Origin of the sequence: Prevotella sp. P6B1 (assembly GCF_000702825.1) — a bacterium.
Classification (GTDB): Bacteria; Bacteroidota; Bacteroidia; order Bacteroidales; family Bacteroidaceae; genus Prevotella.
In genome coordinates this window covers 1-14791 of sequence record NZ_JNKF01000002.1, presented here as the reverse complement: position 1 = coordinate 14791, position 14791 = coordinate 1, and the positions used below count along the sequence as shown (strand labels likewise).

15 protein-coding genes, 1 tRNA gene and 1 rRNA gene are annotated in these 14791 nt (G+C 45.1%); 4 read left to right on the top strand and 13 right to left on the bottom strand.

Going from position 1 to position 14791, the window contains the following annotated elements; genetic code table 11:
* Positions 1–138: 138 nt before the first annotated feature.
* Both T495_RS0100415 and T495_RS0100410 read left to right on the top strand, forming a co-directional pair.
* Positions 139–1239 (top strand): DNA replication/repair protein RecF, encoded by a 1101-nt coding sequence (locus tag T495_RS0100415; RefSeq protein ID WP_028904393.1) that lies wholly within the window; start codon positions 139–141, stop codon positions 1237–1239.
* On the top strand, positions 1232–1522 hold the full coding sequence (locus T495_RS0100410; protein ID WP_028904392.1) for a DUF721 domain-containing protein: 291 nt from the start codon (positions 1232–1234) through the stop codon (positions 1520–1522). Before T495_RS0100415 ends, T495_RS0100410 begins: the two co-directional genes overlap by 8 nt.
* On the opposite strand, the gene T495_RS0100405 is transcribed toward T495_RS0100410, so the two are convergent.
* From T495_RS0100405 to T495_RS0100360, 10 genes are all read right to left on the bottom strand, one after another.
* Positions 1519–2049 (bottom strand): 5-formyltetrahydrofolate cyclo-ligase, encoded by a 531-nt coding sequence (locus T495_RS0100405; RefSeq protein ID WP_033147232.1) that lies wholly within the window; start codon positions 2047–2049, stop codon positions 1519–1521. The two genes, T495_RS0100410 and T495_RS0100405, sit on opposite strands and share 4 nt — an antisense overlap.
* Positions 2042–3742 (bottom strand): S41 family peptidase, encoded by a 1701-nt coding sequence (locus tag T495_RS0100400; RefSeq protein WP_028904390.1) that lies wholly within the window; start codon positions 3740–3742, stop codon positions 2042–2044. Before T495_RS0100400 ends, T495_RS0100405 begins: the two co-directional genes overlap by 8 nt.
* On the bottom strand, positions 3742–4179 hold the full coding sequence (locus tag T495_RS0100395) for a dCMP deaminase family protein (protein ID WP_033147231.1): 438 nt from the start codon (positions 4177–4179) through the stop codon (positions 3742–3744). The genes T495_RS0100400 and T495_RS0100395 overlap by 1 nt, the downstream gene beginning before the upstream one ends.
* A complete protein-coding gene (locus T495_RS0100390) occupies positions 4154–6268 on the bottom strand; it encodes a M3 family metallopeptidase (RefSeq protein ID WP_028904388.1) in 2115 nt (704 codons plus the stop codon). The genes T495_RS0100395 and T495_RS0100390 overlap by 26 nt, the downstream gene beginning before the upstream one ends.
* 94 nt (positions 6269–6362) lie before the next feature.
* The gene (locus T495_RS0100385) at positions 6363–7040 is read right to left on the bottom strand and encodes a Crp/Fnr family transcriptional regulator (RefSeq protein WP_033147230.1); all 678 of its coding nucleotides are present in this window, start codon (positions 7038–7040) and stop codon (positions 6363–6365) included.
* A 4-nt stretch (positions 7041–7044) separates the two neighbouring features.
* Complete coding sequence (locus T495_RS0100380) at positions 7045–8070, bottom strand: FAD:protein FMN transferase (protein WP_033147229.1); 1026 nt, start codon at positions 8068–8070, stop codon at positions 7045–7047.
* Positions 8071–8074: 4 nt separating this feature from the next.
* Positions 8075–8761, bottom strand: coding sequence for a DUF6048 family protein (locus T495_RS0100375; protein ID WP_033147228.1), 687 nt, complete (start codon positions 8759–8761; stop codon positions 8075–8077).
* Positions 8712–9224, bottom strand: coding sequence for a DUF6452 family protein (locus T495_RS0100370; protein ID WP_051651783.1), 513 nt, complete (start codon positions 9222–9224; stop codon positions 8712–8714). The genes T495_RS0100375 and T495_RS0100370 overlap by 50 nt, the downstream gene beginning before the upstream one ends.
* A complete protein-coding gene (locus T495_RS0100365; protein ID WP_033147227.1) occupies positions 9221–10177 on the bottom strand; it encodes a glycosyltransferase family 2 protein in 957 nt (318 codons plus the stop codon). Before T495_RS0100365 ends, T495_RS0100370 begins: the two co-directional genes overlap by 4 nt.
* Before the next feature lie 8 nt (positions 10178–10185).
* Entirely contained in the window at positions 10186–10728 is a 543-nt protein-coding gene (locus tag T495_RS0100360; protein WP_033147226.1) for a DUF4199 domain-containing protein, read from the bottom strand.
* A 252-nt stretch (positions 10729–10980) separates the two neighbouring features.
* On the opposite strand from T495_RS0100360, the gene T495_RS0100355 reads away from it, so the two are divergent.
* Positions 10981–11054: transfer RNA gene (locus T495_RS0100355), tRNA-Thr, on the top strand.
* A gap of 75 nt (positions 11055–11129) precedes the next feature.
* Here the strand turns inward: T495_RS0100355 and hemG are convergent.
* Positions 11130–12473, bottom strand: a complete 1344-nt coding sequence (gene hemG, locus T495_RS0100350; protein ID WP_033147225.1) for a protoporphyrinogen oxidase — start codon at positions 12471–12473, stop codon at positions 11130–11132.
* 1 nt (position 12474) lies between these two features.
* Positions 12475–13839 carry an oxygen-independent coproporphyrinogen III oxidase gene (hemN, locus tag T495_RS0100345; protein ID WP_028904380.1) on the bottom strand — a complete coding sequence of 455 codons (1365 nt, stop codon included), beginning with the start codon at positions 13837–13839 and terminating at the stop codon, positions 12475–12477.
* A 145-nt stretch (positions 13840–13984) separates the two neighbouring features.
* Here hemN and T495_RS14880 point away from each other — a divergent pair, with 145 nt between their 5' ends.
* Positions 13985–14440, top strand: a complete 456-nt coding sequence (locus T495_RS14880; RefSeq protein ID WP_051523171.1) for a hypothetical protein — start codon at positions 13985–13987, stop codon at positions 14438–14440.
* Positions 14441–14641: 201 nt separating this feature from the next.
* Here the strand turns inward: T495_RS14880 and rrf are convergent.
* Positions 14642–14754 (bottom strand): 5S ribosomal RNA (gene rrf / locus T495_RS0100335).
* Positions 14755–14791 lie beyond the last annotated feature (37 nt).

The following is a 14791-nucleotide window of genomic DNA, read 5'->3' as shown; positions in this document are numbered from 1 at the left end:
AATATTTATATTTAAATTTCCAAAAATCGGGTGCAAAGTTACTAAAAAAGCCACATATTTTACATATTTTCAGGGAAAATATTTATTAATCTGTGTTAATCCGTGCCATCAATGCTCAAAAAACGCTACCTTTGCACTATGATTCTAGAAAAGTTATCGGTCATCAACTACAAAAACATCGCAGAGGCCACCTTGGAATTCTCACCCAAAATCAACTGCCTGATCGGGCAGAACGGCGTGGGAAAAACCAATGTGCTCGATGCCATTTACTATCTGTCATTCTGCCATTCGGCTAATAACCCCATCGACTCACAGGTAATCAGACATGGAGCTGAATTCTTTGTGCTGGAGGGCTCATACGAGAACGACCTCCACATCTATTGTGGCATGAAGCGCGGCGTAAAAAAACATTTCAAACGCAATAAAAAAGAATACCGCCGACTGTCGGAACATATCGGACTGATACCGATTGTGGTGGTAGCACCCTCAGACACCCTGCTCATTGAGGGAGGAAGCGAGGAGCGACGCCGACTGATGGACATGGTGATAGCGCAGTACGACCATGGCTACATGGAGGCAATGAACCGCTATAACAAAGCCCTGCAACAGCGAAATGCCATGCTGAAACAGGAAGAAGAGCCCAACATTGATGTGATCAGTCTGTTTGAAGAACAGATGGCCACAGAGGGCGAGCGCATATACCAAAGTCGAAAGGCATTTGTTGAAGAACTGACACCGGTTTTCCAACGTATCCACGACACGATTGCTGAAAACAGAGAGCAGGTAGGTCTGAACTACATCTCGCATTGTCAGCGAGGTCCGCTATTGGAGGTGATACAGCGTGACCGATTCAAGGACCGCGCCATCGGCTACTCGCTACATGGCGTGCACCGCGACGACCTGGAAATAACCCTTGATGGGCATCTGATGAAGCGCGAAGGCAGCCAAGGACAGAACAAGACCTTTGTCATCGCCCTGAAGCTGGCACAGTTCGACTTCCTGAAGCGCACCAACTCGAAAACCACACCACTGCTGCTACTCGATGACATCTTCGACAAGTTGGATGCGCAGCGTGTGGAACAAATCGTGAAACTGGTGGCAGGTGATGAATTCGGACAGATTTTCATTACCGATACCAACCGCGACCATCTGGATCTGATTCTCAGCCGATCGAGCCTCGACTATAAGATTTTCCATGTTGACAACGGTGAAATAGAAGAAATCAAGAAAGATGTTTAAACGCGACGTACACAATATCAAAGACCTGATTCTGAAGAATCTGAGAAATCAGGGACTGGAGACGCCTCTGCTACAGAAGCGGCTGATTGACTCATGGAGCGAAGTGGTGGGCCAGATGATAACCAGCTATACCGACGGCTTGGTTATCAGGAACCAGACACTATTCGTACACATCACAAATCCTGCTCTGAGAGCCGACCTGTCGATGATGCGCAGCGAACTGGTGAAAAAACTGAATGCCCATGTAGGCACTCAGATCATTGTTGACATCAAGTTTAATTAAATCACCACGTCGACAGACACGTCGCATGGCTCTGTGGGTACAATTTCCACTTTCTGGAAATCGAAACAAACACCAATGAGTTGAGGGCGAGGCTGAGATAACGAACCCAAGAACCTGTCGTAGTACCCCTTTCCCCTACCCAACCGATGACCTTGGGCATCGAACGCCATTCCAGGCACCAATATCACATCAACAGACTCGTCGGCAGGCATCGGCTCGCCAATCGGTTCCATAATACCGTAAGCACCCTGACACAAACTATCGGCACCCGTATAACGACAAAGCACCATCTCCTCGGCACTCACCACCCGAGGCAGATAAACAGTTTTACCTGCAGCCAGAAGTTCATCAATGAAGCGATGGGTATCAACCTCGTCAGCCAACGAATAATAGGCCACAATGGTATGGGCCTCACGGAGCAACGGCTTGATGCGGTCTATAATGGGCAACGACAGCTCACACAGTTGTTGCTGAGTGAACTGTCGTTTGTATTGACGCACTAATGTTCTGAGCTCGCTCTTAAGCATAAGCTATAAATGTGCTACGGAGTCTCAAAGAGCGATCATCAGCTATCTTTGCCACTTGTTTTCCTTTGACCGGCGCCACTGGCTTCTTAGGGAAAGCGCCCTCTTCGTGGAACAGACGAAGCGTTTCCAGAATTACAGGATCATCCTGATTCAGATACTCTGTCCACGACTGCTCGTTGTGGATATTGTAAATGATACGGCTCACAACGAAACGCTCCAGCAGCTTCTGAGATTTCTGAATCATCAGATTGCGACGCTTCAGACCGTTCTTATCAGCATATACCACAAACTTCTCCAACACATTCTGACGCTTCAAATAGGTTTCCATCTCTTTCACACTCTTCAAAGCGCTGAGCTTGGCGCGGTTCTCATCGGTATAGGTGAAGGCGAACTGCAGAATCAAGCCCGACATGGCAGCCTCTTTATAGTATGAAGTGACACCAAGTGTATCCTCCGGAATAAAGATATCGGGAGTGATACCACCACCGCCATAGACAATACGACCATTGTTGGTATGGTATTCCGGTCCGGTATTCTTAATACTGTCCTTCGAGAAGAACTCACCATGCTGATAACGTGTCAACCAATCGTCGTCATAATGATTGCCGTTGTTATAAGGCTTCTGGATACAACGTCCAGAAGGTGTGTAGTAGCGGGCAATGGTGAGACGGATCATGGAGTGATCGCTGAACTCAATAGGTTTCTGTACCAATCCCTTACCAAACGAGCGACGACCAATAATGGTTCCACGATCGTTATCCTGGATGGCACCAGCCAAGATCTCAGAGGCTGATGCAGAGCTCTCGTCGACCAGAACTACCAAAGGAATACGCTGGTAAGAGCCTCGACCATCAGCACGATAGTCCTGACGATGGAAGGCACGACCCTGTGTATAGACAATCAACTGACCACGAGACAGGAATTCATTGGCAATCTGCACGGCCGACTCCAGATAGCCACCTGTATTGCCACGCAAGTCGATCACCAGATTGCTAAAGTTCTGCTGCGACAGTTTGGCAAGCGCAATCAACAGCTCTGGGTAAGTATTCTCGCCAAAGTTACGGATCTTGATGTAACCGCACTCCGTGTCGAGCATATAGCAAGCGGTAACGCTCTTGGTAGGAATCTCACCACGAGTGATGGTGATATGATGAATCTTGTTCTCGCCATAACGGATAATACCCAACTTGACCTTGGTATCCTTAGGTCCCTTCAAGCGGTGCATCGCCTCCTCGTTAGTAACTTTCTTTCCTACAAACGCAGAGTCATCCACCTCCACAATCTTATCACCAGCCAACACGCCGGCACGCTCTGCAGGACCATTGCCAATCACATTCTGTACACGGATAGTATCCTGACGAATGGTGAACTCGATACCGATACCGAAGAACGAACCACGTAAGTCGTCGTTGGCTATTTCGCCATCGCGGGCAGAAATATACACTGAGTGAGGGTCCAACTCCGCCAGAATCTGAGGCATGGCTTTTTCAACCAGATCATTGATATTGACGGTATCAACATACTGATCGTTGATAAGATGAAGCAGATTGTTCAACTTATTGCCACTCGAATTGATGATATTCAAACGATTGCCCGAAAAGTGGTTGGCATAAAAAGAGCCTATCACTATGCCGACAACCACGCAAACGGCCATCAGCAAAGGCATGAAACGATTGGTTCTATTCTTACTCATTACTCAATGTTATCTAATCCTATATAAATCACCTCGATACCAGCACGTTCCAACAGTTCGATACCATCGGTCAAACGATACTTCTCGCCATAGACCACACGTTTGATGCCTGCCTGGATAATCAACTTAGCACACTCGATACAAGGAGAAGCGGTGATATAGATGGTAGCACCATCGCTATTGTTGTTGCTACGGGCCAGTTTGGTGATGGCGTTTGCCTCAGCATGGAGCACATAAGGCTTGGTCACATTGCTGTCGTCCTCGCAAACATTCTCGAAGCCACTTGGTGTGCCATTATAACCATCGCTGATGATCATCTTATCCTTAACCACCAACGCGCCGACCTGGCGACGCTTGCAGTAGGAATTCTCTGCCCAGATACGCGCCATCCGCAGATAGCGTACGTCCAGTTTACTTTGCTTGTCGTTTGATTCCATTTCTTTTCAGTAATGCGTCAATGGTGGGTTCGCCACCCTTGAACCGTTTATATAATGTCATCGGATTCTCCGTGCCACCTTTCGAAAGAATATTTTCACGGAAGCTGTCAGCAGTCTTCTTATCGAAGATGCCATGCTTCTTGAACACGCTGAAGGCATCGGCATCGAGCACCTCGGCCCATTTGTAACTATAATAGCCTGCAGCATAACCACCAGCCATGATGTGCGAGAACTGCACTGTCATACAGGTATCAGGCAATTGCGGCAGTATCATAGCCTTCTCCCATGCCTTCTTTTCGAAAGGAATGATATCGGCAGTAAACTCATCCTTCTGAGTATAGTAGGCCATATCAAGCAGACCAAAGCTAACCTGACGCATACAAGCATAAGCCACATTGAAGTTACGACTCTTCACGATACGGTCGATAAGTTCATCGGGCAATGGTTCGCCTGTCTGATAATGGAAAGCAAAAGTGCGGAGGAACTCCTTCTCGATGGAAAAGTTCTCCATAAACTGAGAGGGCAGTTCTACGAAATCCCACCACACATTGGTGCCACTCAGGCTCTCGAAGCGTGTGTTGGCAAACATGCCGTGCAATGAATGGCCGAACTCATGCAAGAAGGTTTCCACCTCACCCAATGTCAGCAGTGCAGGTTTGTCCTCTGTAGGTTTAGTAAGGTTCATCACCACGCTGACATGGGGACGCACATTCTTCATATTATCGGGACCGAAGGGTTTCTTCGAGTCAACGCGCTCTTTCCACTGACCTTGATATTCGGTCATCCAGGCACCACCCTGCTTACCCTTGCGGGGATGGAAGTCGGCATAAAAGACTGCAAGGAACGAGCCATCGGCATCGAACACCTCATAGGCTTTCACGTCAGGATGATATACAGGAATCTCCTTATTCTCCTTGAAGGTGATGCCATACAAACGATTAGCCAGCCCGAACACGCCATCAATCACCTTCGACAATTCGAAATAAGGGCGCAGCATCTCTGCATCAAGGTTATACTTTTCGAGCTGCAACTTATGCGAATAATATGAAAAATCCCAAGGCTCGAGTTTAAAGTCCTTACCCTCCAGCTTTCGGGCCATTTTTTCGATGGCCTCAATCTCTTTGATAGCGGTGGGTTTATAGGCAGCTATCAGATCGTTGAGCAACTTATACACATTACGCACATTGCCGGCCATACGGTGCTTCAGCACATAGTCGGCATAGGTCTTATGACCTAATAACTGAGCCAACTCACGACGCAGATTGACCAGTCGCTTACAAATCTCAAGGTTATTCTCCGTATTATCGTGGATACACTCCGTATTCTTAGCCATATACAACTGCTTGCGCAGTTCGCGCTGAGTTGAATAGGTCATGAAAGGAGAATACGAAGGGAAATCGAGTGTGAATACCCAACCTTTCTTATCCTGCTCCTTAGCCGCCAATGCAGCCGCCTCTCGGGCTGTATCAGGCAGACCGTCAAGCTGTGCCTCATCTGTGATATGCAGTGTAAAAGCCTTGTTCTCCTTCAACAGATTCTGTGAGAACTGCAGACTAAGCATAGAAGCCTCTTCGGTAAGTTGGCGCAAGCGCTCCTTACCTGCAACATCGAGCAGGGCTCCACTACGTACAAAACCATCATAGCAGTTGTCAAGCAGCATCTTTTCCTCAGGCGTCAGCTTGCGGTGATGCTGATGCACATATTTCACACGCTCGAACAAGCGCTCATTCAGTCGGATATCATTAGAATGCTTGGTGAGAATAGGACTCATCTTTTGAGCCAACGCATCCATATCATCGTTGGTCTCAGCCGAGAGCAGATTAAAAAACACGGTAGACACACGCCCCAGCAAATCGTAATAGCCATCCTTATCCTTCTCATCATCTACACTGATGATAGTATTATCGAAAGTAGGTTTGGCAGGGTTATTGATGATCTTCTCTATCTGCTCATCGTCACGGCGGATACCCTCCAACATAGCCTCTTCGTAATCCTCCATGCGGATACGATTGAAAGGAGCTGTGTTGTGAGGTGTGTTATAAGGTTCGAAAAACGGATTCGTTCTCTCAATATTTTCGTTCGTCTTCATACTAACATCTTTTGGATTGCAAAGTTACGACAAAAATCCGATACTTTGTTAAAAGTATGCATTAAAAAAGTTAAAACAGCCAGAATAGCCGACTCTACTTGGTATAGAGCAGTCTTTCAAGCTGTGGAATCTCGATCTTACCCCTGCTCAGAGATATCAGTCCCTGATGCTGCATCTCGTTCAATACACGCGACACATTGAGGCGACTATCGTTCACCTCCTCTGCCAATCGAGTCATCAGAATACTAAACACCTTATGACCTGCTGGATAAGTGACGTGCTGAGTCAAGAAACGAATAATACGGTTTTCGAGCGACGGAGCTGGACGATTCCAAAGCAATCGCATCTGTTTTTGGGTTTGCGTAGCAAAATGGTTCATCATATTCAGACGGAACACTAGAAAATCCTCCGTCAACCGCACGAGCTCCTCCTTATCGATAGTAATGAAATTCACATCCGTTTGAGCAATGAAATCGTGGGTATAACGTTGATAGTAGCCAAACACAGCTTCAAGCTGAAGAATATGAGGTGCAACCATCTGTTCCTCAACCGAATAGCCATAGTCGTCGGCATAGGTCCGAACTTTCAAACTGCCATTAATCAAGAAATGAAGCTGATGACACGCATCGCCCGACTTGACGACAGTCTTGCCAGCCCCCAGTTTCACAAATCCGAAACGGGTATGTCCAGCCACTATCTCCAGATCGTCGCGACTCATCCCTTGAAACAAGGGGAATTGCAACAACTTGTCGAACAACTGGAGTACAGCCATAACACTATTGCTGGATTTTATTTTTAAGCGAAGGAGAATACCAAACGGCATTCTTGCCATTCTGATCACTATAGATCAGATAAGCCATTAGTTCCGGGTGCTCATTAAGAATCATCTGCGCTTTTTCCACACCCATCACCATAAACGAGGTGGCATAGGCATCGGCCATGGCACAACTATTGGCAAAAACCGTTGCAGAGAGGATGCTATGCTGAACGGGGTATCCCGTCTTGGGTTCGATGGTATGAGCATATCTCTTACCATCCTTATAATAGAAGTTACGATAGTTTCCACTGGTAGCCATCGCTTTATCTGTAATAGCAATAATACTTTGAACGCCTTGACCAACACCCTGAGGGTCTTCTACAGGTTTCGAGATACCCACACGCCAAGGCTTCTGCTCAGGGTTCACACCACTGGTCACAATTTCGCCACCAATCTCAATCATAAAATTATTGATTCCCTTACTACGCAACAACCTGGCCACCACATCGGTGCCATATCCCTTTGCTATAGCTGAGCAATCGAGCATAATACGAGGGTCAGTCTTATGAATCCGTCCTTTTTCAAGCGACACTTTCTGATAGCCGATAATCTGCATCAAACTATCCACCTGCTCCTTAGTAGGCTCAATACCATTTTTGAAACCAAAGCCCCAGGCATTAACCAAAGGAGCAACTGTAATATCGAATGCGCCATCAGTCTCCTTCGATATCTTCATCGCCAACTGATAAACATCCAGAAACATATCGTTAAGCTTCACGTCCTGATTCTGATTGACAGCAGTAATGATTGACTGCTTATTGAAAGGCGATAACGACTGATCGACCTTTGCCAGTTCAGCATTAATACTATACGTAAGGTCAGAATCGCACTGGTAAACAGCATGGTAGAAAGTACCAAACACCTTGTCAGCACTTTTCTGATAAGGGAGATTGCGCTGCTGACGGATAATCAGCACCGTACCCACAATAAGCAGTACCAAGAAAGGCAACTGCCACATCAGTTTCTTGTTTACCTGTTTCTGCATCAGTCTAAATATCTATTATGACATTGAAAGTCCCTCCCAATCGGGTATCACCAAAATTACCATATCCCGGCACATACCACGTATTGCCAAAATCGCCCTCCTTATGGGCTATACGACGCTTATATCGCAAACTCCACCCCAAATGTAGAGGGCCAAAGATCTTTGCATCCACTCCTATCACAGCTTCCAGCCAATGCTGGTTACACTGGGCATCCTTCACCCCATAGCCAGTATTCCAAAGCCATACAGGATCAGGGAAATCTGCACGCGAAATATCCACTTTGTATGACGTAAAAGCATAGCGCAAACCACCATATAATCGGTTAACTCCATGCTTATCCTTCAACAAGTTCTTATCTACACCTATTTTGAAATAGGGAGCTGAAGTGCTATAGTGGATATGAGTTACATCGTCATCGTGATTGGATCTGCCTAAACCAGCCTCGATAATCGGGAACCACTCATCGTGAAGATTGATACGCAAAGCCCCCTCATACTGTCCGCAATCCGAGAATGCCATCATGCCAGCACCCACCAGATCAAACGAAACGGCAAATCCACGAAACATAGGAATAGAGTCTTTCTGGAATGAGAAAAACTTCTGAGCCTGAGCTGGCACCGATGCCGAAAGCACCACAAAACTAATTGCCGCTCTTAGGATAGAGGTAGAAATGAGCCGTCTGATAATCATAGGTCACTGAGGGGTTATTAATCACTAATGAGTCGATATGATGACACGTATATTTCACATCTGTCAAGGTGTGAAAAAAAGCGGTATTGCAGTCTACAGACTCGAAATGAGGATAATCATTCTTCTTAATCCATACCGTATCGGTAACATGCAAATCGGTATCGTTATTATCAAACTGAAACAGCAACACATCCTCAGGATGCGAGTAGCTAATAGGCAAGGTAAATTTGCTGATACCAATACCTTTATTAAGGATGATAGAGTCGCGACCATTATAAAGTACAACTTTATTCTCGTCAGCACGAACTGTCGAAATGGTCATTGTGTCTGTAAGTTTCAACTCTGTTCCGTCGCTATTACGTATCTGATACAAAGTAGCAACCGTATTGTTTACGGGACAATCGATGGATGAACAAGCTGTCATCAGCACCATCAGGAACAGATATACAAGACGTTTCATCATATCTTCTCTTCTATTTGATAGTCATTACGTCCACTCGACGAACGGCTAATCAGATCGCCCAGGAATCCAGTCAAGAACAACTGGGTACCCATTAGCATCATAGTGAGTGCAATGTAGAAGAAGGGAGAATCAGTTACCAGTCGCTGGGGGACACCATTAGCCAAGCACAATAGTTTATCTGCACCTATCCAAACAGCAGCTACGAATCCGATAAAAAACATCACAGTACCCAAAAATCCGAAAACATGCATCGGCTTCTTGCCAAAAGTACTCAGAAACCAGAGTGTCAGCAAATCAAGATAGCCATTCACAAAACGGTTTAACCCCATGAACTTTGACGAGCCGTACTTACGGGCCTGATGCTGCACCACTTTCTCACCAATCTTGTTGAATCCAGCATTCTTTGCCAGATAAGGGATATAACGATGCATCTCGCCATAAACCTCAATATTTTTCACAACAGCCTTACGATAAGCCTTCAGACCACAGTTAAAATCATGCAGATTCTTGATTCCACTAATTTTGCGAGCTGTTGCATTAAACAACTTGGTGGGGATAGTTTTCGAAATAGGATCATATCGTTTCTGCTTGTAGCCACTAACAAGGTCGTAACCATCTTCCTTAACCATTCGATACAACTCGGGGATTTCATCAGGCGAGTCCTGAAGGTCAGCATCCATGGTAATCACTACATCGCCCTGAGCCTGTTCAAAACCACAAAACAGTGCAGGACTCTTTCCGTAGTTTCTACGAAACTTGATGCCCTTCACCACATCAGGTTGCTGCTTGTTCAACTCCGAAATGATCTCCCACGAACGGTCAGTAGAACCATCATTGATAAAAATCACCTCATAGCTGAATTTATTAGCTTTCATCACACGCTCTATCCAGGCATAAAGTTCTGGAATAGACTCATCCTCATTATAAAGAGGTATAACTACTGATATATCCATAAGTATTTCTATTCGTCAATCTTCAATCTTTTTTTCTGCATGATCAAACCAATGGGTACACCAAAAATGAAACCCAACAAAATATTGATTGTCAAAACATTCAGTGCATAATCGATAGGACGAGTGGTTGCCATTTCTGTCAGACTTTCGTCTATCACTTTGGTCATACCATATTGTTCAAGCATGGTGCGACCTTCTTCACTGGTCATCATCTTAGAAAAAGAGTTAACCAGATAGCCATCATCCAAATAAGCAAAATAGAGGTACTGAGCCACAGCCAACAAAACAGCACCATAGAAAAACACAAAAATGGTATACGCATAGCTGCGTCCAAAGGAGATAACACCTTCCCGACCCTCATCACGAAACTTACGTAAACGATTGGCAACAAAAAAGGGAGTCGAAACTACCATCAGCAAAGAAGCCATAGCCAACAACTGATTAGATAATCCAATGATATAGCTGGCAAAGCTAACAATCCAAAGAATTGCCAGGAAGAAACCATCCTGACGGGCGTAAGCCTTCAATTGTATGTATTCTGGTGCAGTCATCTTTTAACATTTACCACTTTCAGGGTGCAAAATTACGCATTTTCCTGCATATAACAGGTCCTTTCTCTGAAAAAATAGTTAAAAATCCCATTTTTCTTAATTCCTAATTCTTAATTCTTAATTAATTTATGTACCTTTGCACCCGCTAAAATGGGTAAGTCCTGTACGGCCAGCTCCCTTTGAATCCCCCAGGGTGGGAACGCAGCAAGGGTATTAGGTCGTAGCGGCGCGATACAGATCGCTTACCCACCCGCCTCTTTAGCTCAGTTGGCCAGAGCACGTGATTTGTAATCTCGGGGTCGTTGGTTCGAATCCGACAAGAGGCTCAGAAAGAGAGAGGATTGGCTTTTACCAGTCCTCTCTCTTATTTTTTCCAAAAGACAGATGTCCGCCCTTCCTATTTATATCGTTGCTGCTATCTCTGCTGCTTGATGAATGCGATTACCCATACCGATGCCATCACGAAGATTTCCAGCCAGCACCAAACCTGGATAACACTGCTGAAGATCAGCAACCGCTCGAAGACGCTCACCACTATCAGCATAATACTGGGGAATGGCATGCTCGTGACGGAAAATACGAATCATATCCGGCTCTATGTCTGAAGGATATTTCAACATCTCGTGGAAGGCATCAATCACCATTTGACGGATCTCATCGTCGCTTTTCTGTAGATAATCAGCATGCCGAGCACCACCCATAAAATAGGAATAGAGTGCGCCCCCCTCTGGTGCACGCCCCTCGAAACACTCTGACGGGAACAGGATACCAAGAACCTGCTTTCCCTCCTTACTGGGCACCAAGCCACCAAAAGCTGGCAGACGTAAGGCACCAGCATCACGAACCCCCACACAAACCTGAATGATGGGAGCATAGAACAATCGAGTGATAGGCTCAAGTTGCTCTTGGGGAATAAAAGGCAACAAATCAGGCAAAGCATAAGCGCCAACAGTAGTCACCACATGATGACAACTGATAACTGTATCAGCATAGCTAACCTTCCACATTCCCTCGCCGTCAGGCCTTACACGAATATCCTGAGCACCAGTTACAATTTCCACATTCTTCGCTAACGCCTGCACCAAATGTTGCAGGCCACCAACAGCCGAAAAAACCTTCTTAGTAGCCATGCGATCGCGATCGGTCTTTGGCTCCTTAACCTTAGCCATTGCTCCACGTACGAAACTGCCATAATTGGCCTCAAGATTATACAGTTTAGGCAAGGCATAGCGTGTACATAGCTTCATCGGATCACCAGCATAGACACCTGAGATAAAGGGATCGACAGCATATTCGAAGAACGAACGTCCCAAACGACGCTGAGCCAACGAACCGATAGACTCGTCAGGATCAGTCCCTTGCTTGCGCCAAGGTTCACCGAGAATACGAAACTTATCTTTCAACGAGAAAAGCGGAGTGGTTACCGCACTAATCAGACCTGAAGGCAAAGCATGAAAATGTTTGCCTTTCCAAATCAATCGACGCTTTGAAGACTCACGTGCCGTTTCCATCTGGCACTCATTAGCCAATGCCTGGAATAATTCTGTCACTTCAGGAAATGACACCACACCTGTATTGGGACCGCTCTCGAAAGTAAATCCTTCATCGATGTAAGTACATATCTGTCCACCTATACGTTGCTGTTTTTCGAGTACCAGCACATCGCGACCTGCTTTTTTCAAATTAAAGGCTGTACTAAGTCCAGTCAATCCAGCACCTATAATGACAATATCTGTTTCTTGCATATTAAATTGGTTTAGAGTATTTCTTATCCGTATGTGCCATCAAGGGATCGAGGGCAGCAGCTACGCAACGTACAAAAGGCCTACCATAAGTGTTTACCTCGATACGGTCAGCATCGAAACGTAGCAATCCATCGGTCTGCATTTCCAAGAGCTGCTGTTCTTTGTAACCACATGCCTCGCGCAATTCGCCCACACCAACACCCAGACGTAAAGCCACATCGCTCCAACTGAGCGTATAGTTACACATTAAAGTCTCAATAACTTCGCGCACCATTTTTTCCTGAGCCGAAAGGTGATAACCTCTCTGAACATAAAGCCGCCCAGCCTTAATACTTTCAATATATTCACTGATATTACGTCCATTCTGGGCATAGGCATCATCAAGCTGACTTATGGCCGTTACACCAAAGGCATAAACCTGCGCAGTAGTGCGACGTGTACAGTACCCTTGAAAGTTACGATGTAACTGACCCTGATTCAAGGCCACAGCAAGTTCATCCCCAGGTAACACAAAATGATCAAGACCAATTGGCTGATAGCCTGCCTCTAACAATACTTCGGAAGCCACCTCGTACATACGTCCCTTTTCACTAGAAAGAGGCAATCCAACCTTATCCAATACTTGCTGACGGGGAAACAAATGAGGCAGATGTGCATAAGAGAAGGTGACAAGACGATCTGGTAGCCACTCTGCAGCCTGCTCAATGGTTGATCTGAACGATTCAACAGTTTGCAAAGGTAAACCATAGAGAAAATCAAGATTTACAGTAGCACCAGATGCGCGCAGAATATCAAGTATCTGGGAAACGGGCAGTAATGACGGACGGCGGTTTACAACATTAAGCACCTCAGGATGCAAATCTTGAACACCTAAACTATAGCGAGTGAAACCACATTCCGTCAACTGTACCCAATCTCCTTCTGACATATAGCCAGGATGACACTCAATGGCAATTTCAGGTTTCTCTATGGTTGGTGCAATAGATAGCAGATGCTCGTTCAACTCACGAATTAACTGAATAGGAAGGGTTGTAGGACTACCACCACCATAGTGAATCTGTGAAATCTGTCGATTATGGTCAATATGGCAAGCTACCATATCTATCTCATGATGAAGAGCGTCTACATACGCCTTCACTACTTCTGGTTTAGCCTGAGGATAAGAATTACAGCCACAATAGTGACACAAATGACGACAAAACGGGATATGCAGATAAAATGATATCTGATTCTGATGTGCCAGATTCGACTTAACTACCATCGACAGAAACTCTTCTTCCGCAAACTTAGTAAAGTAGTTTGCAGGCGGGTAACTGGTGTAACGAGGCACTGGGCTATTATACTTATTAATCAGTTTGTTTTGCATGGGTGCAAAGGTAATGCATTCTTTGAATACATGCAATCCACATTTATATGGATTTTCTCACACAGATAAACAAATAATAATAGAAAACTCGGATTATTGAGAAAAAAAAGTATCTTTGCAAACAATAACAGAAAAAAATAATAATATGGAACAAAAAGGTACGCGCGATCTACTTTTAGAGACTCTTAACAAGATTGGCTGTCAATACGAACTTGCACAGAACGAGGAAGACGATCGCATTCTCTTTGCATATCAAGGCGAACATTTTATCGCAAACGCCAAAAACGATTTGCGATTCATTCAGATATGGGATACCCATTGGGCACAAATTGAACTCTACGATATCGACGAGTTCGCACGTTTAAAGAAAGTGATTAACGCTGCTAATCTCAATAATAGTGTGATAACAGTATATACCATAGACGAGAATGCAAAAACAGTTAATATACATTGTAAATCAACCATTCTCTTCATTCCAGAGATTCCTGTCATTGAGGACTATATAAAATTGGAACTAAATGAATTTTTCCGTACCCATCAATTCATCAACCTAGAAATGGCCAAATTACGCAATCAAGAAGAACCTATTGGGACGAATTAACGTCACTACATTATGGACACATTACACATCATAATAGTCATAATTCTTATCGTTATCGGTATAGCCATCTACATAAACAAGCGCAATGAACAGTTATAATAATCAAATTAGCGTTTGTCGGATTCTATCAGTCCACTGCATACATAGATAAAACGAAAAAGCCCCGAGAATATTGTATTCCCGAGGCTTCTCTTTGAAAAAAGACGGCGGCTTCCTACTCTCCCGCATTGCATTGCAGTACCATCGGCGCAGGTGGGCTTAACTTCTCTGTTCGGAATGGGAAGAGGTGGGACCCCACTGCAATAACCACCTGATATAGGTTATTGACATTGTCGACACAAGAAACCTCCG